This is a genomic window from Marinobacterium aestuariivivens (assembly GCF_042661465.1).
GTDB classification, from domain to species: Bacteria; Pseudomonadota; Gammaproteobacteria; order Pseudomonadales; family Balneatricaceae; genus Marinobacterium_A; species Marinobacterium_A aestuariivivens.
In genome coordinates, this window is the sequence record NZ_JBHSWE010000001.1 from 4,528,566 (window position 1) to 4,548,192 (window position 19,627).

Here is a 19,627-nt window from a genome sequence, read left to right on the forward strand (position 1 = left end):
GTCGAGCTGAAAGTAGAGTCAGGGGGATTGGAGTAGAGCTTTATCTACGAGCGGATACTCGATACCCGATGGTTCATCCAGCGGACGCCTTCCATCATTCCACCGAACGGATAGAGGTGGTAGCGGATATCGCCAAGGTTTTGCCCCGCCATGCCGGTGGCAAGATCGTTCCAATAGCGATCAGAGACGGAGTGGCGCAGAAGGTTGGTCAACGAGAAACCATATCGCCGGGCGATTGCCGTTGATGTTACGACGCCAAACTGCTTCGCGTACCGAAGGAGCTTGCCGGCATCTGCCGGTCCCGGTACACCGATACGAACGGGTGCGTCGATACCTTCATCGCGTAGCCTTTGAATCCAGTGAACGACGGCATCGGTATCGAAACCAAACTGGGTGGTTATATCCACCGTGCAGCCCCTGTCCCGAAGAAAGTGATGCTTCCATTTAAGTGATTGCCAGAGGGTCTCCGTATCGATCTTCGGGTGCCCTTCGGGATAGCCGACGATCCCGACATGACGAATGGAGTGACGTTGCAGCACCCCGCTTGCAAGGAGCGCCAGCGAATCCCTGTACGGGCCTGCAGGTGTGGAAGGATCTCCCCCTACAAAAATGAAGCGTGACGGACTGGCGGCATCGTTGAAAAGGTCGAGCAGGTCGTCGAGATCCCGTTCGGAGCGAAGACGACGAGAAGAGATGATCGGGACGGGCTCGAATCCGCACGCCCGTATAATTCGGGCGGCATTAACGCGCTGATCGTGGTTTTCATTTCCCAAAAACGCGATGTTGATCGACGTGCCCGGCGGAATTTGCGGCGCAGACATCTCGACCTGGCGGATGTCCTTACCCGTCACTTCAAGCGCATATGCCGTTGCTTTCTCTTGGTTTTGGCGATGCGCCTCGTTTCCCTTATTAACTGTATGCATTGTCCGTCTTCCCAGAAAAATTTCGTAATTGGTTATTATTCGATTCCAATTACTTGGATCGCCCTATCTCGAGAGCGAAAGGCTTGTTGGATCAATGCTCTCGTGACAGCGCGGCAGAGAACTTGCTCTTCTGCTTCCCGTGCCGTCCCGAAAGGATGAATATACCCGATACAACAATCAGGCCGGATCCCAGAAGCATCATGGAATTCAGCTGTTCGCCAAACAGGACAACGCCGAAGAATATGCCGAATATCAGCCGCGTGTACCTGAAGGGCGTTACGGCCGAAACCTCCCCGGTACGCATCGCCTTCATCAGCGCCGAATATGCCGTGACGCCAGCCAGGATGGCGCCCAGCAGGTAGAGAGAGGTTTCGAGGTCGGGCCGCACGAAAACCTCTGACTCCCAGAGCATAAAAGTGGCACCGGCAGCTATAACAGCCAGAAAGCCGTACAGCCCCAATACCGAGGTGCCAAGCGAGGCCGGGGCTGCGCGACTGGCCAGATCGCGACCGGCGAAGCCGAGCATGCCGATCACGGCAAGAACCGACAACATCGTAAAACTGTCCGTTCCCGGGCGAATAATCGCTATCACGCCTGCCAGCCCGACGACAATCGCGGCCCACCGCCGCCATCCCACTTTTTCGCCAAACAACATGGCCGCGCCGGTAACTACCACTATCGGTGTTGCCTGCAGGATCACCGTTGCAACGGACAGCGGGCTTAACGTGATGGCGAGCACGTAAAACAGGCGGCCAAGAACCTCGAAGCCTGCACGGACGAGCATCGGACGGGAAATGACGTCTGCCGAGAGCAGCCTTTCCCGTTTGAGCATGGCCAGGCAAGCGAACACCAGGGCGCCACCCGAGCCGAAGAAGATGAGAATCTGACCGACAGGCAGCTTTTCGAATGCGGCCTTGACGAACACATCCTCTATGGCGAAAGCCGCCATCGAAAACACCATCCAGAAGCAACCCATCCTGTTGGCACGATGGTCGATTTCGATAACTTCGGTCATTGTCACCATCAACCTCGCTTCCGCCGGTATTCAGCCGGGCTGCCGACACCCTCATGCACGATAGGGGCGGAGACTGTGAAGCCGAACTGGAAGCGAGCCAAAAGCAACGTTGTTTCGTGCATCAGAAAAGTCCCGCTTGTCTATTTGCGTTGGGTCAGGAAGGTCGTTTCCTTGGAAGCCGAGACTTGCTGACCCGTGAAACTGAACGTCAACGCGGAACGCGGTTGTTCGATATCGACGCCGCATACGCGGTACGGCAGCCAGGTCGAATTACTTTCGTTCAGGTCGATGCTTTCGGCACCGAACAGCCTGAACCGGCCCGGTCCCTGAACCGAGACGCTGATAAGCGATTGCTCTTCGGCAAAACCTTCGACCTTGACGCGATAGTTGTTGCAGACGGTATGTTCATCCAGTTGGGTGAAGAGGGCGCCGCGATCCCGGCGGATTTCGACCAGCAGTTCGGTGGTGCCGGCAAAGCCCCAGAGTACGCCGCCGATGGCTGCGATAATCACGGCGCCGTAGCCGGCCAGACGGGGACGCAGCAGGCGGGACTTTTCGCCGGCGAATTCGGCTTCGGACGCGAAGCGGATCAGCCCGGTCGGGCGTTCGAGCTTTGTCATGACGTCGTCGCAGGCGTCGATACAGGCCGCGCAATCGATGCAGGCCGCCTGCAAACCGTCGCGGATGTCGATGCCGGTCGGGCAGACCTGAACGCAGAGTCCGCAGTCGACGCAGTCGCCGCTGTCGGGGCCGGCATTGCGACGGCTCGCGCGGGGTTCGCCGCGGCCCTGATCATAGCTGACGGTGCGGGTTTCCCGGTCGAACATCACGCCCTGGAAGCGGGAATAGGGGCAGGCGTGCAGGCAGATCTTCTCGCGCACGAGCCCGGCGTTGGCGTAGGTCAACGCGGCCATGATCACAATCCAGCCCCAGAGCGCGGGCGACATGTCGAGATTCACCGCATCGGCAACGATGTCGCGGATCGGTACGAAATAACCGGTGAAGGTGACGGCGGTGGCGGTGGCCAGCAGGATCCAGAGCCCGTGCTTGGTGATACGGCGCAGCAGCAGTCCACCCGTTAACGGCTGATTCTCCTGGCGGGCGCGCTGGCTGGCGCGCCCTCGGTCAGCTGCTCGATGCGGATGAAGAGCCAGGTCCAGATGCTCTGCGGGCAGGCGAAGCCACACCAGACGCGTCCCCAGGCCACGGCGAGAAAGAACAGCAGGCTGGCACCAGCGATCATCAGACCGGCCAGAAGCGGCAGGTCATGCCAGGACAGGGCGCTACCGAACAGGTGGATGCGTCGCTGCTCGAACGAGAACAGCAGCCAGGGCTGACCGTCGATCTGTATCCAGGCCAGGCCGAAAAACAGCGCCAGCAGCGGCCAGCTGGTCAGTCGGCGCCAGTTCTGGAAACGCCCTTCGGTGAGGCGTACATGAAATTTGCCGTCCTGCGCAAACGGAGGCGTATAGTCTTGCACAACGTCGATTTTTTCCATGGCAGCGGTCCGTAAGTGGGAAATTGGGCGCAGCTTACCTTGGTGATTTGAATAGGATCAGGTATAAAAAAATAATTACGATAGGGACAGAATCGATGGAACATCGTTATCAACAGCTGGAAAGCTGGCTGTTGCAGGGCATACGGGAACAGCGCTGGCAGCTTGGCGAACGGCTGCCGTCGATTCGCACGCTGTGCGAGCAGCAGGGTTTGTCGAAGGCCACCGTACAGCATGCATTGCAGCGGCTGGAGGCGCAGGGACTGGTCGAGGCACGGCCCAAGGCCGGCTATTTCGTCACCCTGCAACCGCGGTCGATCAGGGCGCCGCGCAGCCGGACACAGGTCGACGCGCCCCGTCCGGTAACGGTCAGCGAGCTGTTTCTCGATATCATGCGCCGCAGCGCGGCCTTCGACCTGCTGCCGGATCTGCATGCCGGTGAGGTGCCGCCAGGGATAGTGGCGCTGAATCGGGCCCTGGGCCGGGCACTGCGCCGCCAGAAGGGCGACGATCACCAGTACTACGATGCGCCGGCGGGCGACCCTGCGTTGCGCGAACAGCTTTCGCTGCATGCAGCGCGCCGCGGCTGGACAGTGCTGCCCGAGCAGCTCTGTATCACCTCGGGTTGCCAGCATGCGCTTTTCCTCGCGCTGCTGGCCTGCTGTCGGCGCGGCGACATCGTGGCCGTCGAGTCGCCGGGCTTTTACGGTGTGCTGCAGCTGCTGGAACAACTGGAGCTGCAGGTGATCGAGGTGCCGAGCTCCAGCGATCAGGGGATGGACATCGATGCGCTGGAGGCCGCGCTGGGGCGCTGGGACATCAGGGCCTGCGTCGTATCGCCGGCCTTTGCCACGCCGGGCGGAGCCCTGATGCCAGAAGAGGCGCGAAAGCGCCTGCTGGCGCTGGCCGACCAGCATGACCTGGCGATCATCGAGGACGATATCTATGCCGATACCGCCTTTGGCCAGGTGCCCGACCCACTGAAAGCGCTGGATGGCGCCGACCGCGTGATTCTGTGCAGCTCCTTTTCCAAAAGCCTGTCCCGGGACCTGCGCCTGGGCTGGGTGTCCGGCGCGCGCTGGCATCAGAAGATCCTGCACCTGAAGCTGGTGACGCAGCTGGCCAGCAGCCGTTATCAGCAGCAGGGGGTTGCCGACTTTATGCAAGACGGCAGCTATGCGGCCCATCTGCGCCGACAGCGCAACGAGCTGCGTACGCAGCGGGACCGACTGATCGCGTCCTTGCACGCCTGGCCGGGGAGATTCGCGTCAGTACACCACTCGGCGGTTTGGCGGTCTGGCTGGAGCTGCCCAAGGCAGTCGATACCCTCGCCGCCTACCCGGCGGCATTGCAGCAGGGCGTGGTGATCACGCCCGGTCCGCTGTTCTCGGTTTCCGGACAGTTCCGCAATTGTCTGCGTATCAGCTACGCGCATCCCTGGGATGCGCGCAGGGTCGAGGCGCTGGGTCGGCTGCCGGAACTGCTTCTGGGCCCTTGATGGGCAATCTGTACCGGTCGAATTTAAATTTTTTGAGCCTGCTCCTTCTATACCAGCCTCTTTAGTCTGGCGGCTTTACAACTTGAAAAAATCAGGAGCGGACAGCATGTACCGATACGATGAGTACGACCGTGCGCTGGTGCAGGCGCGGGTCGAACAGTTCCGCGATCAGGTGGCCCGGCGTCTCAACGGCGAGCTGAGCGAAGAGGAGTTTCTGCCTTTGCGACTGCAGAACGGGCTCTACCTGCAGCGCCATGCCTATATGCTGCGGGTGGCGATTCCCTATGGCACGCTATCGTCGGCGCAACTGCGGACACTGGCCCGGATCGCCGAAGAGTACGATCGCGGTTACGGCCATTTCACCACGCGGCAGAATATCCAGTTCAACTGGATCGAACTGGAGCAGGTACCGGATATTCTGCAACTGCTGGCCGATTCGCAGATGCACGCGATCCAGACCTCGGGCAACTGCGTGCGCAATATCACCACCGAGGCCTTTGCCGGCGTTGCCGACGATGAGCTGCTGGACCCGCGCCCGCTGGCCGAGATTCTGCGGCAGTGGTCCACGGTCAATCCCGAGTTCCTTTATCTGCCGCGCAAGTTCAAGATCGCCATTTCGTCGTCCGCGACCGACCGTGCCGCCCTGCGCGCGCACGATATCGGTCTTTATCTCTATCGCGGCAAGGATGGCGAGATGCTGTTGCGCGTGATGGTCGGTGGCGGTCTCGGGCGTACGCCGATCCTCAACGAGGCGGTACGCGACGCACTGCCGTGGCAGCACCTGCTGACTTACGTCGAGGCGGTGCTGCGGGTCTACAACCGCTACGGGCGTCGCGACAACAAATACAAGGCGCGGATCAAGATACTGCTCAAGTCACTGGGCGTCGAAGCCTTTGCAGCCGAGGTGGAGCGTGAATGGGAACAGATCCGCGACAGCGCGGGCGAACTGACGGTCGAGGAGTACGAGCGGGTCGCCGAGGGGTTTGCATCACCGGACTACCTGCGACTCGATGCCCTGGATCCGGAGTACGGTGCCTGGCTGGCGCGGGATCCGGCCTTTGCCCGTTGGACGCAGACCAATACCCGGACCCACAAGATCGCTGGCTATACATCCGTCGTGCTGTCGACCAAGCCCACAGAGGGCGCCGCCCCCGGTGATCTGATGGCAGTTCAGATGCGCGCCGTCGCCGACCTGGCCGACCATTATGGCTTCGGCGAGATCCGCGTGACGCACGAGCAGAACCTGGTGCTGCCGGATATCCGCAAGGGTGACCTCTACCTCGTCTGGCAGGCACTGGAGGAGATTGGCCTGGCGACCCCCAATGTCGGCCTGCTGACCGATGTGATTTCATGCCCTGGCGGCGACTACTGCAGCCTGGCCAGCACCCGTTCGCTGCCGGTGGCCAAGGCGATCCAGGCCCGCTTCGACGACCTCGATTATCTGCACGACCTCGGCGATATCAGCCTCAATATCTCCGGTTGCGTCAATGCCTGTGGACACCATCATATCGGCAATATCGGCATCCTCGGTGTCGACCGCAAGGGCGAGGAGTATTTTCAGATCACCATCGGCGGGGCCCAGGGCAAGGACAGTGCGATCGGCAAGGTGATCGGACCCTCGGTCCGCGCCGGGGACGTGCCGGATACGATCGACCGATTGCTGGCGATCTACCTGCAATACCGCGAGGCCGAGGAGGTCTTCATCGACACCCTCGATCGGGTCGGCCTGCAGCCATTCAAGGAGGGGGTCTACGGCCGGAACCGCACGGTGGAGGAGGCCGGCGCATGAACAACCTGATCAAGTTCGTCAACGAAGAGGCGATGGTCGTCGAGCGCGACCCCTGGAAAATAGAAGACGAAAACGATTCGGCGGTGGCGGATTACAGGATACTGTCGCTGGCGCGTTGGCAAATGCTGCCGGATACCGCAAGAGTCGGCGCCGGTGTCCTGCTGCATCCTGATGATGATCCGGAGGTCCTGCTGCCCTGGCTGGATCGGATTGAACTTATTGCGCTGACCTTTCCGAGCTTTCGCGACGGCAGGGCTTATACACAGGCCTATCTGCTGCGCGCGAGACTGGGTTTCGAGGGGGATCTGCGGGCGGTCGGTGACGTGCTGCGCGATCAGCTGGCGGCGATGCGCCACTGCGGGTTCAGCTCCTTCGCCGTCCGTGACGACCGCTCGGCCGAGGACGCATTGAAAGGTCTTGCCGGCTTCGATCAGATCTATGCTCGCTCGGTGTTGAGCCCTGAACCGCTGTTCCGACGACGGGGCTAGTCTTTGCGCTAGGTTAATTCAATGGCAGACCCATCGACGATGGGTCTGCCCTGGGAGGGACGGCAAGACAAGCGAGATTGATAAGCTCCTCGGAATTAATCAAGGCTCCTGCCGGTTAAAAACCAGGTGTGCAGTTCCCCCATGCCCTTGACGTCGATCGCACCTCTCTCCTGCAAAAGAAAACCTCCGCCCAGCTTGTTCCGGGTCGCTTCGGTTAACTGAATTTTCCCCGCCACACCATGGGACTCCATACGACTGGCCGTGTTTACAGTCTCGCCCCACAGGTCATATATGAACTTGCGTTTGCCGATGACGCCTGCCACCACGGCACCGCTATGGATGCCGATACGCAGTTGCAGTCGATAGTGATGGCATGTGTTGAATCGTGCTAGGGCATCCATCATATCCAGTGCGGTGCCTGCCGTTCTTGTCGCGTGGTCTGCGACGGGAATCGGTAGTCCGGCGGCAGCCATATAGGTATCACCAATGGTTTTGATCTTCTCGAGTCCATGGGCGTCGGTAATGCCGTCAAATTCAGTAAAGAGCTCATTGAGCAATGCCACCAGTTGTTCAGGGCTCATACCTGAAGAAAACTTGGTGAAGTCCACGATATCCGCGAACAGCACTGACACTTCGTGGAAGCTGTCGGCGATAATATCCGAAACGCTGGCGTCAGGATGGTCGGAGCGCGTCCTTAGACGTTCGACAATGGGGGAGGGCAGTATATTGAGCAGTAGCTGTTCCGACACCGCCCTGGCTTTTTCTGTGGCGGCTTGAAGTCGTTGTAGCTCCTTGTTCTTCCTTGCAACCTCGGCCTCGGCGCGCTTCTTCTCGGTAATGTCCCGACCCTCAGGGAGCAGGAAAACGACCTTGCCGTTGTGGTCCTTCACCGGCAGCAGAGAAAAGTCGACGGTGATCATTTCCCGGCCGGCTTCCCTGCCATAGACTTCGAAGTCTTGGCGCACGAACTCCCCACGGCTTGCCCGAAGGATCAGATTACGCAACTGGGTGCGGGAGGCTTCCGAGATCGCCCACCATCGGGCCTCCCAGAACGGTTTTCCCCGTACCTCTTCCAGCTGGATACCGGCGCCCTCCAGCGCTGCCCGGTTGATCTCCAGCATAATGCCGTCGGCATCGAGCAGGCCCACGAACTGATACATGGAATCCAGTACGATACGGGCCAACTTCTCGCGTTGCGTCTGAGGGTCGTTCGTGGCGACGAGCGTTACCGTCCCCACGCGAACGACCGGGGAGCCTGCAAACAGCTGATCGGGAAATGGTGGCATGCTCAGTCCCTCAATTATCCGCGAACTTTCGCTTGGTTTCGCTCGGCCGTTCGCCGAACGCCTTGCGGTACTCCTGGCTGAAACGACCCATATGGCTGAAGCCCCAACTCAGGGCGATCTCGGTGACCGAACGGCTCTCGCCCGGTTCCTCCAGAGCAGCTTTCACTTTCTGCAACCGGACAGTGCGCAGATATTCCATCGGGCCCTGGTGGCGGAAATCGTGAAAGCCGCTATGCAGCGTCCTGACGCTGACGCCGGCGTATTCGGCCAACTGCGCTGGCGTCAGCGGTTCATCGGCATGGGCCTCGATATATTCCTCGACCTTTTTCACATGGCGCGGTGCAAGGCAGCGGTCGCTCTGATGGAGTTCGTCGAAATAATTGTGGGGCTGGACCGACAGCAGGGTGCTGATGATCAGCTGTTCGAGCTGCCCGGCGATCAGCGGTTGACTGGGCGCATCGGGGGACTCTTTCAACAACCGGGCCAAATAGACAATCAGGTTGTTCCAGTTCGGATCGTCCAGCCATTGTAGTGCGCCGTTGAAGCAAAGCGGGGTACGTAACGGATGGCCAAGGTGCAGACTGCAGGCGAGCTCTAACGCTTCGCGCTCGATGCGCAGCATCAGTTGGTCGCAGTCCGCGCTCCAGCGCATGGACAGCGCGGCAGTGGGATTAAGAATCGACGCCACCGTGGAAGTAGAGCTTACACAGTCCTTGTCCAGCAGAATCTCGGCCCGACCACTGAGTGGCATCTGGATCAGGTAGAACTGTTCCAGCCGCTCGGGGTCGATCTGCACCTCGGCGCCGTAGCTCAGGCGATTGAATGAGACCTGACCCAAGGATACCGAGTGCATGCGGGCATCTAAAGCGCCGGCTGTCGTAAGCCGGTGGGGTTTGAACGCTTCGGAGACCCGCTCCTCTGTTTCGTCGGGCTCGCGGGAACTGAATACCAGTCGATTGCTGTCGTCGAGCAGTGCGCGTCGCAGCCAAGAGGGCAGTGTGTTATATGCGGACATGGTTTTTTCTTCTTATCGTTATGAGTCACCGGGCGCCTAGGCGGCCATCTGTACAAGGATGTACTTCAGCGATTGAGGCTCCTGCAAAATCGTTATTCCGGCCATCCCTGGCCGTTATCCTGCAAGTGCATGGACGCACAGGGGGCTGGGCTTGTTGGGTGCATCCAGTATACATATCACTTTCCTTGATCTGGATGCTTGCAATTTTATTCCTGCACTGAACGGATAGTCGCCGCACTTTCCGGATCGTTCGCGCTCACGGGCATCTCTAGGATGAAGTCTCCGATACCAAGAACAACACCAGGAGACGAGCATGGGCACATCCATCGAGATCATGGCAAAGGATGGCAGCGGATCATTTAAGGGCTATCTGGCGGTACCGGCATCGGGCAGCGGGCCGGGTATCGTATTGCTGCAGGAGATTTTCGGCATCAACGATACCATCCGCGGCATCGCCGACTACTACGCCGAGGAGGGCTACGTGGTGCTGGCGCCGGACCTGTTCTGGCGCCAGGAGCCGGGTGTCGAGCTCGGCTACGGTCCCGACGACTGGCAGAAGGCGTTCGGTTTCTACCAGGGCTTCGACCAGGATCTTGGCATTGCGGACATCGATGCGGCCGTCGAAGCGCTGCGGGCCCGTCCCGAGTGCAGCGGCCAGGTTGGCGCCCTGGGTTTCTGTCTCGGCGCGCGGCTGGCCTATCTCACGGCCTGCCGCTGCAATGTCGAGGTGGCTGTCGGCTACTACGGCATGGGTATCCAGGACCACCTCGACGAGGCGGCCAATATCAAGGGCCGGCTGGTGCTGCACTTCGCCGAAAACGACGAGTACTGCCCGACTGAGCAACGCGAGCAGATTCATGCCGCGCTGCAAGGGCAGGACAATGTCGAGCTCTATCTCTATCCCGGTGTCGATCACGCCTTCGCCCGCGCAGGTTCTGAGCATTATCACAAGCCGTCTGCACTGATGGCGCACCAGCGTTCTGTGACGGCCTTTCGCAAGGCGATGGGGCCGCATTACGACCTCTCTGCCCTCTGGGACAAGCACTGCGAGTACGAATTCGACACCCGCAATGTCGCCGATACCATGGCGACCATGGTGGCCGAACCCTATGTCAACCATATCCCGACCCTGACCGGCGGCGTGGGTTACAAGAATCTGTACCGCTTCTACAAGAACCACTTTGTCGATGCCAACCCGCCCGATACCAAGCTGATCCCGATTTCCCGCACCATCGGTGATACCCAGATCGTCGATGAGCTGCTGTTCTGCTTCACCCACGATCGCGAGATCGACTGGCTGGTGCCGGGCATTGCGCCCACCGGTCGCTATGTGGAGATCCCGTTCGTGGCGGTGGTCAAGTTCCGCGGCGACAAGCTCTACCACGAGCATATTTACTGGGATCAGGCGTCGGTGCTGGTGCAACTCGGTGTGCTGGACCCGGCAGGTCTGCCGGTCGCCGGTCGCGAAACCGCCGCCAAGCTGCTGGACGAAACCCTGCCCTCCAACGAGCTGATGGGTAACTGGCCCAGCAGCGAAGGCAAGGATTGAGGAGGTTGATCATGAGTACTCTTGAGAAGCGCACGGCGTTGATTACCGGCGGTGCCACACTGATCGGTGCCGAGGTGGCGAAAGCCTTTGTCGCCGCCGGCGCCGGGTGGCGATCCTCGACGTGGATGCTGCCGGTGGTGCGAAGCTGGCCGATGAGCTGGGCGCAGCCGCGCTGTTCATTGAAACCGATATCACCGATGACGCCCAGCTGCAGGCCGCCGCCACACAGACGGCGGAGCAGTTCGGTGGCATCGACTATCTGGTCAACCTGGCGTGCAGCTATATCGACGAGGGGGCGGACTCCCCCGTGACGACTGGCACAAGGCACTGGATATCAATCTGGTCAGCGCCGTGATGGCGGCCAAGTTCGCCCGCCCCTGGCTGAACGCGAGCGAGGGCGCTGCCGTCGTCAACTTCACCAGCATCTCCGCGCAGGCGGCGCAGACCGGACGCTGGATCTACCCGGCCAGCAAGGCGGCGATGAAGCACCTGACCCGCAGCATGGCGCTGGATTTTGCACCGGACGGTATCCGTGTCAACTCGGTCTCGCCGGGCTGGACCTGGTCCCGCGTTATCGGTGAGGTCAGCGGCGGTAACCGCGAAAAGGCGGATCGCGTTGCAGCACCTTTCCATATGCTCGGCCGTCTTGGCAATCCGCAGGAGGTCGCCGAGGTGGTGCTGTTCCTCTGCTCTTCGAAAGCTAGCTTCGTGACCGGCGCCGATTATGCCGTCGATGGCGGCTACTCCGCCCTTGGGCCGGAGCAGCAGGAACCCGCCATCCCGAAACTGGCGGAATAACCCAACACCAGGCCCAAGGCCATTACAAGAAAAACAGATCAGGAGAGTCATCCTATGACACGCAAAATCGCAATCGTCGGCGCGGGCCAGTCGGGCCTGCAGACCGGTATCGGCCTGCTCAAGGCGGGTTATGACGTATCCATCCTGTCCAACCGGACCGGCGAGCAGATCAAGGCCGGCAAGGTGATGTCCAGCCAGTGCATGTTCGATATGGCACTGCAGAACGAACGCGATCTGGGGGTCAACTACTGGGACAGCGACTGTCCGCCGGTGGAGGGGATCGGCCTGCGGGTGCCGGATCCGGCCAAACCCGGCAGTCATCTGATCGAGTGGGCGGCACGCCTGGACAAGCCGGCACAGTCGGTGGACCAGCGTATCAAGATGCCGGTCTGGATGGACGAGTTCGTGCGTCTGGGTGGCGATCTGCAGATCCGTGATGTGGATGTCGACGTGCTGGAGGCGCTGGCCAGGGCCTACGACCTGGTGCTGATAGCGGCCGGCAAGGGCGACATCGTCGGCCTGTTCGAGCGTGATGCCGAGCGCTCTACCTTCGACAAGCCGCAACGCGCACTGGCACTGACCTACGTGCACGGCATGGCGCCGATGGAGCCGTTCTCCCGTGTCGCGTTCAATCTGATTCCGGGCGTCGGCGAGTACTTCAGCTTCCCGGCACTGACCGTAAGCGGCCCCTGCGAGATCATGGTGTTCGAGGGTGTGCCGGGCGGTCCGATGGATTGCTGGCAGGATGTCAAAACGCCGCAGGAGCATCTGGCTCGCAGCCTGGAGATCGTCAGGACCTTCGCGCCGGCAGAGGTCGATCGCTGCCGATCCATCGAGCTGACGGATGCCAACGGCATCATCGCCGGTCGCTTCCCGCCCACGGTACGCAAGCCGGTGGCAACGCTGCCCTCCGGACGCAAAATCATGGGCATTGCCGATGCACTGGTGGTCAACGACCCGATCACCGGCCAGGGCTCCAACAACGCCTCCAAGTGCAGCCTTGTCTATCTGGAAGCGATCAAGGCGCAGGGCGACAAAGCGTTCGACGATCACTGGATGCAGGCCACCTTCGAGACCTACTGGGATTACGCCCGCGATGTGGTCACCTGGACCAACAGCATGCTGCTACCGCCGCCGGAGCACATTCTGAACCTGCTGGGTGCGGCGCAGCAGTCGCCGGCGCTGGCCTCGAGCATCGCCAACGGCTTTAACGATCCGACCGATTTCATGCCCTGGTGGCTGGATGCGGACGCCTGCAACCACTTCGTCAATGAACAGCTGAAAAAGGGGGCCTGAGATGACCACCATGAATGCACCGACCACTGCCATCCGTTCCGAGGAGACTGTTGAGGTCCAGGCCTTTGACAGTCGCGAGTTGCGCAATACGCTCGGCCTGTACGCCACCGGCGTCACCGTCGTGACGACGACCGGCGCCGAAGCGGGTGAGCCGATCGGTATCACCGCCAACTCCTTCTCGTCGCTGTCGCTGGATCCGCCGCTGATTCTTTGGAGCCTGGCGCTGAAATCGCCAAGTCTGTTGGCGTTCGCCGAGGGGCGGGATTTCGCCGTCAATATCCTCGAACACCGGCAGGACGCGCTGGCGATGCAGTTCGCCCGGCCGTCCGACGACAAGTTCGCCGGCGTCTCCCACCGCCGGAATGACGCCGGCGTGCCGCTGCTCGATGACGCCCTGGCGCAGCTGGAATGCCGCGTCGAGTTCACCCGCGTTGCCGGCGACCATCTGCTGATCGTCGGTCGGGTGCTGGCGTTCAGCAAGGCGGACGGCGAGCCGCTGCTGTTCTACAAGGGCGGCTTCCAGCAGCTCTGCGCCTGAACCTGACCGGGCCCCGTCCGGGGCCCGCTCGATAACAACAAAAAACGGAAACCCGACTGATGATAAAAAAGTTCATAGCTGCGTCCTCGCCGGACTTGCAGCCAGTTTGCTGCATCTCGACGTCCAGGCGACCGAAGGCGGCGGCTCCAACTATCCGATGGGCGCGGAAAGTTACCTGGTGGGCGCGCTGCCACCGCCAGGCGTCTATCCGCTGATTTACGCCGAGCATTACGCGGCGGACGACTTCAACGACGATAATGGCGACAGCCTGCCGATCGACTTCAAGCTGCGGGCCGACGTGGTGGCGCCGCGCCTGCTCTGGGTCACCGACCGTACCCTGTTCGGCGGCCAGCTCGTGGCCGCGGCGCTGCTGCCGCTGGTCGACCTCGATGTCTCGGTCAACGGCCTGAACGACGGCAACAGCGGCATCGGCGACCTCGACCTGACCGCGGCGCTCGCCTACCACCACAACGCCAATCTGCACAGCGCCGTCGGCTTCGATATCTTCGCGCCGACGGGGGATTACAAGGTCGGTCAGCTCGCCAATATCGGTCGCAACTACTGGGCGGTGCAGGCGGTCTATGCCGCCTCCCGTATCGACCCGGCCGGCCTCAACTGGGGCGTCAAGCTGATGTACGACTACAACTTCGAGAACGGGGACACCGATTATCAATCCGGTCAGGAGCTGCATGTCGATTACTCCATCGGTTACGGCGTGCATCCGAACTGGGTCGTCGGTGTCGGCGGGTACGCCTACAAGCAGACGACCGGCGATAAGCTGAACGGCGTCGATATCGGCAACGAGGGGCAGGCGTTTGCGATAGGGCCTTCGATCAAATATGACAATGGGAAGGGCTTCTTCTTTTCAGCCAAATACCAGAAGGAGATGGCCGTCGAGAACAGGCCGGAAGGCGAGGCGTTCTGGATAAAAACCATTATTCCATTTTGAACATGCACCGCTCCTGCGCGTCCCTGCGCCCGCGGCGTACCGTTCTTCCTGAACATATAAGGCCAGCTAATAGAGACTGTGAGCGGAGACTCAAACCATGAGCGACAATAACAAGCAAGCGCTGACCGAGTGGCGCGACAAGATCGAGAGCTGGGTGGACTTCCGTCCGCAACAGAACCATTTCAAGGTCGCCCGCGAGATGTTCACCGATCGCGAGCTGTTCGATCTCGAAATGGAACTGATCTTCGAGAACACCTGGATCTTCGCCTGTCACGAAAGCCAGATTCCGAACCCGAACGACTTTTTCACCCTGCAGGCCGGCCGCCAGCCGATGATCATCACCCGTGACGGCAAGGGTGAACTGCATGCGCTGATCAACGCCTGCCAGCATCGCGGCGCCACTCTGACCCGCGTCTGCCGCGGCAATCAGTCAACCTTCACCTGCCCGTTCCATGCCTGGTGCTACAAGTCCGATGGCCGCCTGGTCAAGGTCAAGGCGCCGGGTGAGTACCCGGAGGATTTCGACAAGTCGACCCGTAACCTGCGCAAGGCGCTGATCAGCAGCTACAAGGGCTTCGTCTTCATCAACCTGAATACCGACAGCGAGCAGTCCCTGGAGGACTTCCTCGGCGACGCCCGTATCGGCTTCGACATGATGGTGGCCCAGTCCGAAAGCGGCGAGCTGGAAGTGCTGCCGGGCTCCTCGTCCTACACCTACGACGGCAACTGGAAGCTGCAGAACGAGAACGGCCTGGATGGCTATCACGTCAGCACCGTGCACTACAACTATGTGGCGACCGTGCAGTACCGGCAGCAGCAGGAAGCGCAGAAGAACGGCGAAAGCAAGAAGACGCTCGATTACAGCAAGCTCGGCGCCGGCGACAAGGAGACCGACGACGGCTGGTTCGCCTTCGACAACGGCCACACCATTCTCTTCAGCGACATGCCGAACCCCGAAGTGCGTCCGGGCTATGCCAGCGTGATGCCGCGTCTGGTCGAGCAATACGGTCAAAAACGCGCCGAGTGGATGATGCATCGCCTGCGCAACCTGAACATCTATCCGAGCCTGTTCTTCATGGATCAGATCAGTTCTCAGCTGCGCGTGGTGCGGCCGCAGGCCTGGAACAAGACAGAGGTGCACAGCTTCTGCCTGGGCGTGAAGGGCGAGTCCGACGCCGATCGGGAAAACCGCATCCGCCAGTTCGAGGACTTCTTCAACGTATCCGGCATGGGCACGCCGGACGATCTGGTCGAATTCCGCGAAGCGCAGAAAGGCTTCGAGGCTCGACTGGAGCGCTGGAACGACATTTCCCGCGGCTGCGACAAGTGGACCCGCGAGCCGACGGCCAATACCGAAGCCCTGGGGATCCATCCGGCCATTACCGGTACCGAGTTCACCCACGAGGGGCTCTACGTCAACCAGCACTCGAACTGGCAGCGCTATCTGCTGAAGGGGCTGGACGCCAAGCTGCAGCAGGAACAGGAGGACTAAGCGATGAGCAACGTACTGACCAGTATCGAGCAGTTTCTCTATCGCATGTCCGAGTTCTGCGACCGCCAGCAGTGGGATGAATATCTGGCGCAGTTCGACGAGGACAGCGAGTTCCATATCCCGCAGTGGGACTCGGAGCATGTGCATACCACCGATCCGAAGCGCGAGATGTCGCTGATCTATTACCCCGATCGTGCCGGCCTCGAGGATCGCGTCTACCGCATCCGTACCGGCAAGTCGGCGGCCTGCAGCCCGATGCCGCGCACCCTGCACCTGATCAGCAACGTTCAGGGCGAAGAGCAGGAGGACGGTACCTGGCAGGTGAAGGTCAACTGGGTGACCCACTTCTATCGCTTCGGCGAATCCGAAGCCTTCTTCGGCCGTGCCGAGTACCGGCTGCGCCCGGACGGCGACAGCTGGAAGATCCGTCGCAAGCAGTCGATCCTGCTGAACGACAAGATCCGTCACGTACTGGATTTCTATCACGTCTAAGCGGGCGGCGTTCAAGTACCCAGGAGGTGCCCAATGTATAAAGTAGCCTTGAACTTCAGCGACGGACGGACCCATTTTATCGATGTCAACGCCAGCGAGACCGTGCTGGATGCCGCCCTGCGCCAGGGTATCACCATCCCGGTCGACTGCCGTGAAGGCGTTTGCGCGACCTGCAAGGGAACCTGCCAGTCCGGTGACTACCAGTTGGAGTACGTCGACGAGGACGCGCTGAGCGAAGCCGATCTCGAGAAGGGGGCGTGCTGACCTGCCAGATGCGGGTCGCCTCCGACTGTGCGGTGAAGTTCGACTTCGACTCGACGCTTTGCACCAGTGCCGGTCCCGAAGAGATCGAAGCCATCGTCAAGGAGGTCGAAATCGTCTCCGAATCGGCCGCCATCGTGCATATCGACGCGGGAGCCAGGGCTGGCCAGCTGGACTTCCTGCCGGGGCAGTACGCCCACGTCCAGGTGCCCGGCACCGACGAGTGGCGTTCCTATTCCTTCGCCTGCAAGCCCAATGACGGCAACCAGCTGCAGTTCCTGATCCGGCTGCTGCCCCAGGGCGTGATGAGCGACTACCTGCGCGACCGAGCCCAGCCCGGCGACAAGCTGCGCCTCAAGGCGCCGCTCGGCGCTTTCTATCTGCACAAGGTAACGCGCCCGCTGATCCTGGTGGCCGGCGGTACAGGGCTGGCGGCCTTCCTTGGCATGCTCGATGAGATGGCGGCGGACCCGGCACGCTGTCCCCTGCCGGTCACGCTGTTCTACGGCGTCACCCAGGTCGTCGATCTGTGCGAGATGGAGCGCATTCAGAAGTACGCCGAGCAGCTGCCGAACTTCAGCTATCACAGCATCGTGATGAAGGCGAGCGAGGGCTGGCAGGGGCCGGTCGGTGTCGTCACCGACCTGTTCGAGGAGCATCACTTCAACGGTGGCGAAGTCGATGCCTATCTCTGCGGTCCGCCTCCGATGGTGGACGCGGTCAAGGGCTGGCTCGATCAGCGCGAGATGGATAACAGCGATGTCCACTACGAGAAGTTCTCGGCCAGCTGATCCCCCGCGGCCAGCCGGCTTCAGCATCCGGGTCGACAACCGGCAGCAGAGCTTTGCTGCCCGGCCGGACCGGACCCTGCTGGCTGCGATGGAAGCGTCCGGTGCCCGGACCATCGACGTTGGCTGTCGCGGCGGAGGCTGTGGACGCTGCCGGATCCGGGTGCTGGATGGCCGTTACGACAGCAAGCGCATGAGTCGGGCGCATATCAGCGAGCAGGACGAGGCACAAGGCATCGTGCTGGCCTGCCGCATCTTTGCGCGCAGCGATCTGGTGATCGAATCCGACCACTATCAGGATCCGAGGCAGCACGCCGCGGAACCGGACAATAACAACGAGGAATAAGCGATGAAAAAAGGTGTAATGAGACCCGGCCACGTCCAGATTCGCGTCCTGGACATCGACGAAGCCGTCGCCCACTACCGCGACCTGATGGGGCTGATCGAAGTCGACACCGACCGCCAGGGCCGTGTCTATCTGAAGGGCTGGACCGAGGTCGACAGGTTCTCGGTGGTGCTGCGCGAGGCCGATGCGCCGGGCATGGACTTTATGGCGTTCAAGGTGCTCAACGATGAAGTGCTGGAGCGGCTGCACGGAGAGCTGGTCGAGTACGGCTGCGCGGTCGAGCAGATCCCGGCCGGCGAGCTCAATGGCTGCGGTCGCCGTATCCGCTTCGTAGCGCCGACCGGCCATTCGTTCGAGCTGTTCGCCGAGAAGGAGCAGACCGGCCGCTACGGCATCGGCAATCACAATCCGGAAGCCTGGCCGCGTGACCTCAAGGGCATGAAGGCGCAGCGCTTCGACCACTGCCTGCTCTACGGTGACGACATCGATGGCACCTACAAGCTGTTCAACGAGGTGCTCGGTTTCGATCTGTGCGAACAGGTGGTCGACCCCGAAGGCAACCGTGTCGCCCAGTTCCTCACCGTGTCGATGAAGGCCCACGATATCGCCTTCATCAAGCATCCGGAGAAGAACAAATTCCACCACGCCTCCTTCTTCCTCGAGACCTGGAGGACGTGCTGCGGGCCGGCGACCTGATCTCGATGACCGACACCTCGATCGACATCGGCCCGACCCGCCACGGCATCACCCACGGCCAGACGATCTACTTCTTCGACCCGTCCGGCAACCGCAACGAAGTGTTCTGCGGCGGCGACGCCTTCTATCCGGATCATCCGCCGATCACCTGGGACGCGGACAAGCTCGGCAAGGCGATCTTCTACCACGACCGCCAGCTCAACGAGCGCTTCCTGACCGCGTTGACCTGAGTTGGCAGAGGGCATTGTGGAGCCCGCTCCGCGGGCGAATGCTTAGCGACCTGAGCCGGTTCGCCCGCATACAGGGCTTCCGCGATGCCTATCCCGTTACGGGAGTCGAGAGGTATGACATCTTCATGGAAGGCTTTGACTCAACAGATCTACAGGACACAGCAGCCTTACTCTTTCGGTTAGAGGCGTAAGCGGTTCCACGGATATACGTGGAGCCTAAGTCCTGGAATCTAATCACGAACAACATCAGCCTTCATCCGTTATCAGGTACGGAGCCAGCAGGGATCTTTCGCGATCAGGTATGCGGACTGGCTTGCGGGTCTCCATGTCCAGCGTCACGACGGTAGTGCGTGCCTGCACGCAGCGCTGTTCGTTCTGCCAGAGTTCCTGGACGAAGCGGATGGAGCTGTTGCCGATCTTTTCCACGGCCGTCCGCGCCGTCACCAGGGCACCCCAGTGGAGCTCGCGGCTGAAGTCGACGTTCAGGTTGACGACCATGGTCGGTACCCGGGATCCGAGTTCCTCACGAAACAGCGCCGCCCGTCCATCCGCGAGCCAGACCGGTATCACGGTGTTGTTGATATGGCCGCGCATATCGGTTTCACTGAAGCGTGGCTTGATCGAGGCTTCGAAATAGGGCGGCATGGTGCTGTCCTCAGATCGCAGTGTCAGTGAACCCGACT

22 protein-coding genes and 1 pseudogene are annotated in these 19,627 nt (G+C 61.1%); 16 read left to right on the forward strand and 7 right to left on the reverse strand.

Annotated elements, in window-relative coordinates; all coding sequences use genetic code 11:
* Positions 1-44 precede the first annotated feature (44 nt).
* From ACFQDL_RS23730 to ACFQDL_RS23745, 4 genes are all read right to left on the reverse strand, one after another.
* Entirely contained in the window at positions 45-923 is an 879-nt protein-coding gene (locus ACFQDL_RS23730; protein WP_379911164.1) for a methylenetetrahydrofolate reductase, read from the reverse strand.
* Between the two features lie 91 nt (positions 924-1,014).
* Positions 1,015-1,938, reverse strand: coding sequence for a DMT family transporter (locus ACFQDL_RS23735; RefSeq protein WP_379911165.1), 924 nt, complete (start codon positions 1,936-1,938; stop codon positions 1,015-1,017).
* Positions 1,939-2,078: 140 nt separating this feature from the next.
* Positions 2,079-3,125 (reverse strand): 4Fe-4S dicluster domain-containing protein, encoded by a 1,047-nt coding sequence (locus ACFQDL_RS23740; RefSeq protein ID WP_379911166.1) that lies wholly within the window; start codon positions 3,123-3,125, stop codon positions 2,079-2,081.
* Complete coding sequence (locus tag ACFQDL_RS23745; protein ID WP_379911167.1) at positions 3,017-3,436, reverse strand: 4Fe-4S binding protein; 420 nt, start codon at positions 3,434-3,436, stop codon at positions 3,017-3,019. Before ACFQDL_RS23745 ends, ACFQDL_RS23740 begins: the two co-directional genes overlap by 109 nt.
* Before the next feature lie 95 nt (positions 3,437-3,531).
* Between ACFQDL_RS23745 and ACFQDL_RS23750 the strand changes: the two genes are divergently transcribed.
* From ACFQDL_RS23750 to ACFQDL_RS23765, 4 genes are all read left to right on the forward strand, one after another.
* Positions 3,532-4,800 carry an aminotransferase-like domain-containing protein gene (locus ACFQDL_RS23750; RefSeq protein ID WP_379911168.1) on the forward strand — a complete coding sequence of 423 codons (1,269 nt, stop codon included), beginning with the start codon at positions 3,532-3,534 and terminating at the stop codon, positions 4,798-4,800.
* Positions 4,797-4,931: a hypothetical protein gene (locus ACFQDL_RS23755; protein WP_379911169.1), complete on the forward strand. Its 135-nt coding sequence runs from the start codon at positions 4,797-4,799 to the stop codon at positions 4,929-4,931. The genes ACFQDL_RS23750 and ACFQDL_RS23755 overlap by 4 nt, the downstream gene beginning before the upstream one ends.
* Before the next feature lie 106 nt (positions 4,932-5,037).
* Positions 5,038-6,720 (forward strand): nitrite/sulfite reductase, encoded by a 1,683-nt coding sequence (locus ACFQDL_RS23760; RefSeq protein WP_379911170.1) that lies wholly within the window; start codon positions 5,038-5,040, stop codon positions 6,718-6,720.
* Positions 6,717-7,208 carry a DUF934 domain-containing protein gene (locus tag ACFQDL_RS23765; RefSeq protein WP_379911171.1) on the forward strand — a complete coding sequence of 164 codons (492 nt, stop codon included), beginning with the start codon at positions 6,717-6,719 and terminating at the stop codon, positions 7,206-7,208. Before ACFQDL_RS23760 ends, ACFQDL_RS23765 begins: the two co-directional genes overlap by 4 nt.
* Before the next feature lie 95 nt (positions 7,209-7,303).
* On the opposite strand, the gene ACFQDL_RS23770 is transcribed toward ACFQDL_RS23765, so the two are convergent.
* Positions 7,304-8,494 (reverse strand): adenylate/guanylate cyclase domain-containing protein, encoded by a 1,191-nt coding sequence (locus tag ACFQDL_RS23770; protein WP_379911172.1) that lies wholly within the window; start codon positions 8,492-8,494, stop codon positions 7,304-7,306.
* Positions 8,495-8,504: 10 nt separating this feature from the next.
* Positions 8,505-9,509 (reverse strand): AraC family transcriptional regulator, encoded by a 1,005-nt coding sequence (locus tag ACFQDL_RS23775; RefSeq protein ID WP_379911173.1) that lies wholly within the window; start codon positions 9,507-9,509, stop codon positions 8,505-8,507.
* Between the two features lie 313 nt (positions 9,510-9,822).
* Here ACFQDL_RS23775 and ACFQDL_RS23780 point away from each other — a divergent pair, with 313 nt between their 5' ends.
* The 12 genes and pseudogenes from ACFQDL_RS23780 (at position 9,823) to ACFQDL_RS23835 (ending at position 18,944) form a co-directional block, all read left to right on the forward strand.
* Positions 9,823-11,058, forward strand: a complete 1,236-nt coding sequence (locus ACFQDL_RS23780; RefSeq protein ID WP_379911174.1) for a dienelactone hydrolase family protein — start codon at positions 9,823-9,825, stop codon at positions 11,056-11,058.
* Positions 11,059-11,164: 106 nt separating this feature from the next.
* Positions 11,165-11,413, forward strand: coding sequence for an SDR family oxidoreductase (locus ACFQDL_RS23785; protein ID WP_379911175.1), 249 nt, complete (start codon positions 11,165-11,167; stop codon positions 11,411-11,413).
* Complete coding sequence (locus ACFQDL_RS23790; RefSeq protein WP_379911176.1) at positions 11,413-11,856, forward strand: SDR family oxidoreductase; 444 nt, start codon at positions 11,413-11,415, stop codon at positions 11,854-11,856. Before ACFQDL_RS23785 ends, ACFQDL_RS23790 begins: the two co-directional genes overlap by 1 nt.
* A 54-nt stretch (positions 11,857-11,910) precedes the next feature.
* Positions 11,911-13,152: a styrene monooxygenase/indole monooxygenase family protein gene (locus ACFQDL_RS23795; RefSeq protein WP_379911178.1), complete on the forward strand. Its 1,242-nt coding sequence runs from the start codon at positions 11,911-11,913 to the stop codon at positions 13,150-13,152.
* A gap of 1 nt (position 13,153) precedes the next feature.
* Positions 13,154-13,690 carry a flavin reductase family protein gene (locus ACFQDL_RS23800; RefSeq protein ID WP_379911179.1) on the forward strand — a complete coding sequence of 179 codons (537 nt, stop codon included), beginning with the start codon at positions 13,154-13,156 and terminating at the stop codon, positions 13,688-13,690.
* Positions 13,691-13,796: 106 nt separating this feature from the next.
* Positions 13,797-14,639: a SphA family protein gene (locus ACFQDL_RS23805; RefSeq protein WP_379911180.1), complete on the forward strand. Its 843-nt coding sequence runs from the start codon at positions 13,797-13,799 to the stop codon at positions 14,637-14,639.
* 97 nt (positions 14,640-14,736) lie between these two features.
* Complete coding sequence (gene antA / locus ACFQDL_RS23810; RefSeq protein WP_379911181.1) at positions 14,737-16,131, forward strand: anthranilate 1,2-dioxygenase large subunit; 1,395 nt, start codon at positions 14,737-14,739, stop codon at positions 16,129-16,131.
* Between the two features lie 3 nt (positions 16,132-16,134).
* A complete protein-coding gene (antB, locus tag ACFQDL_RS23815) occupies positions 16,135-16,623 on the forward strand; it encodes an anthranilate 1,2-dioxygenase small subunit (protein WP_379908187.1) in 489 nt (162 codons plus the stop codon).
* A gap of 33 nt (positions 16,624-16,656) precedes the next feature.
* Positions 16,657-16,887 (forward strand): 2Fe-2S iron-sulfur cluster-binding protein, encoded by a 231-nt coding sequence (locus ACFQDL_RS23820; RefSeq protein WP_379911182.1) that lies wholly within the window; start codon positions 16,657-16,659, stop codon positions 16,885-16,887.
* Positions 16,881-17,675 (forward strand): FAD-binding oxidoreductase, encoded by a 795-nt coding sequence (locus tag ACFQDL_RS23825; RefSeq protein ID WP_379911183.1) that lies wholly within the window; start codon positions 16,881-16,883, stop codon positions 17,673-17,675. Before ACFQDL_RS23820 ends, ACFQDL_RS23825 begins: the two co-directional genes overlap by 7 nt.
* Positions 17,644-18,018 (forward strand): 2Fe-2S iron-sulfur cluster-binding protein, encoded by a 375-nt coding sequence (locus ACFQDL_RS23830; protein ID WP_379911184.1) that lies wholly within the window; start codon positions 17,644-17,646, stop codon positions 18,016-18,018. The genes ACFQDL_RS23825 and ACFQDL_RS23830 overlap by 32 nt, the downstream gene beginning before the upstream one ends.
* Positions 18,019-18,036: 18 nt before the next feature.
* Positions 18,037-18,944 (forward strand): annotated as a pseudogene (locus tag ACFQDL_RS23835) (catechol 2,3-dioxygenase).
* A gap of 246 nt (positions 18,945-19,190) precedes the next feature.
* Here the strand turns inward: ACFQDL_RS23835 and ACFQDL_RS23840 are convergent.
* Positions 19,191-19,589: an acyl-CoA thioesterase gene (locus tag ACFQDL_RS23840; protein ID WP_379911185.1), complete on the reverse strand. Its 399-nt coding sequence runs from the start codon at positions 19,587-19,589 to the stop codon at positions 19,191-19,193.
* Positions 19,590-19,627: the final 38 nt, after the last annotated feature.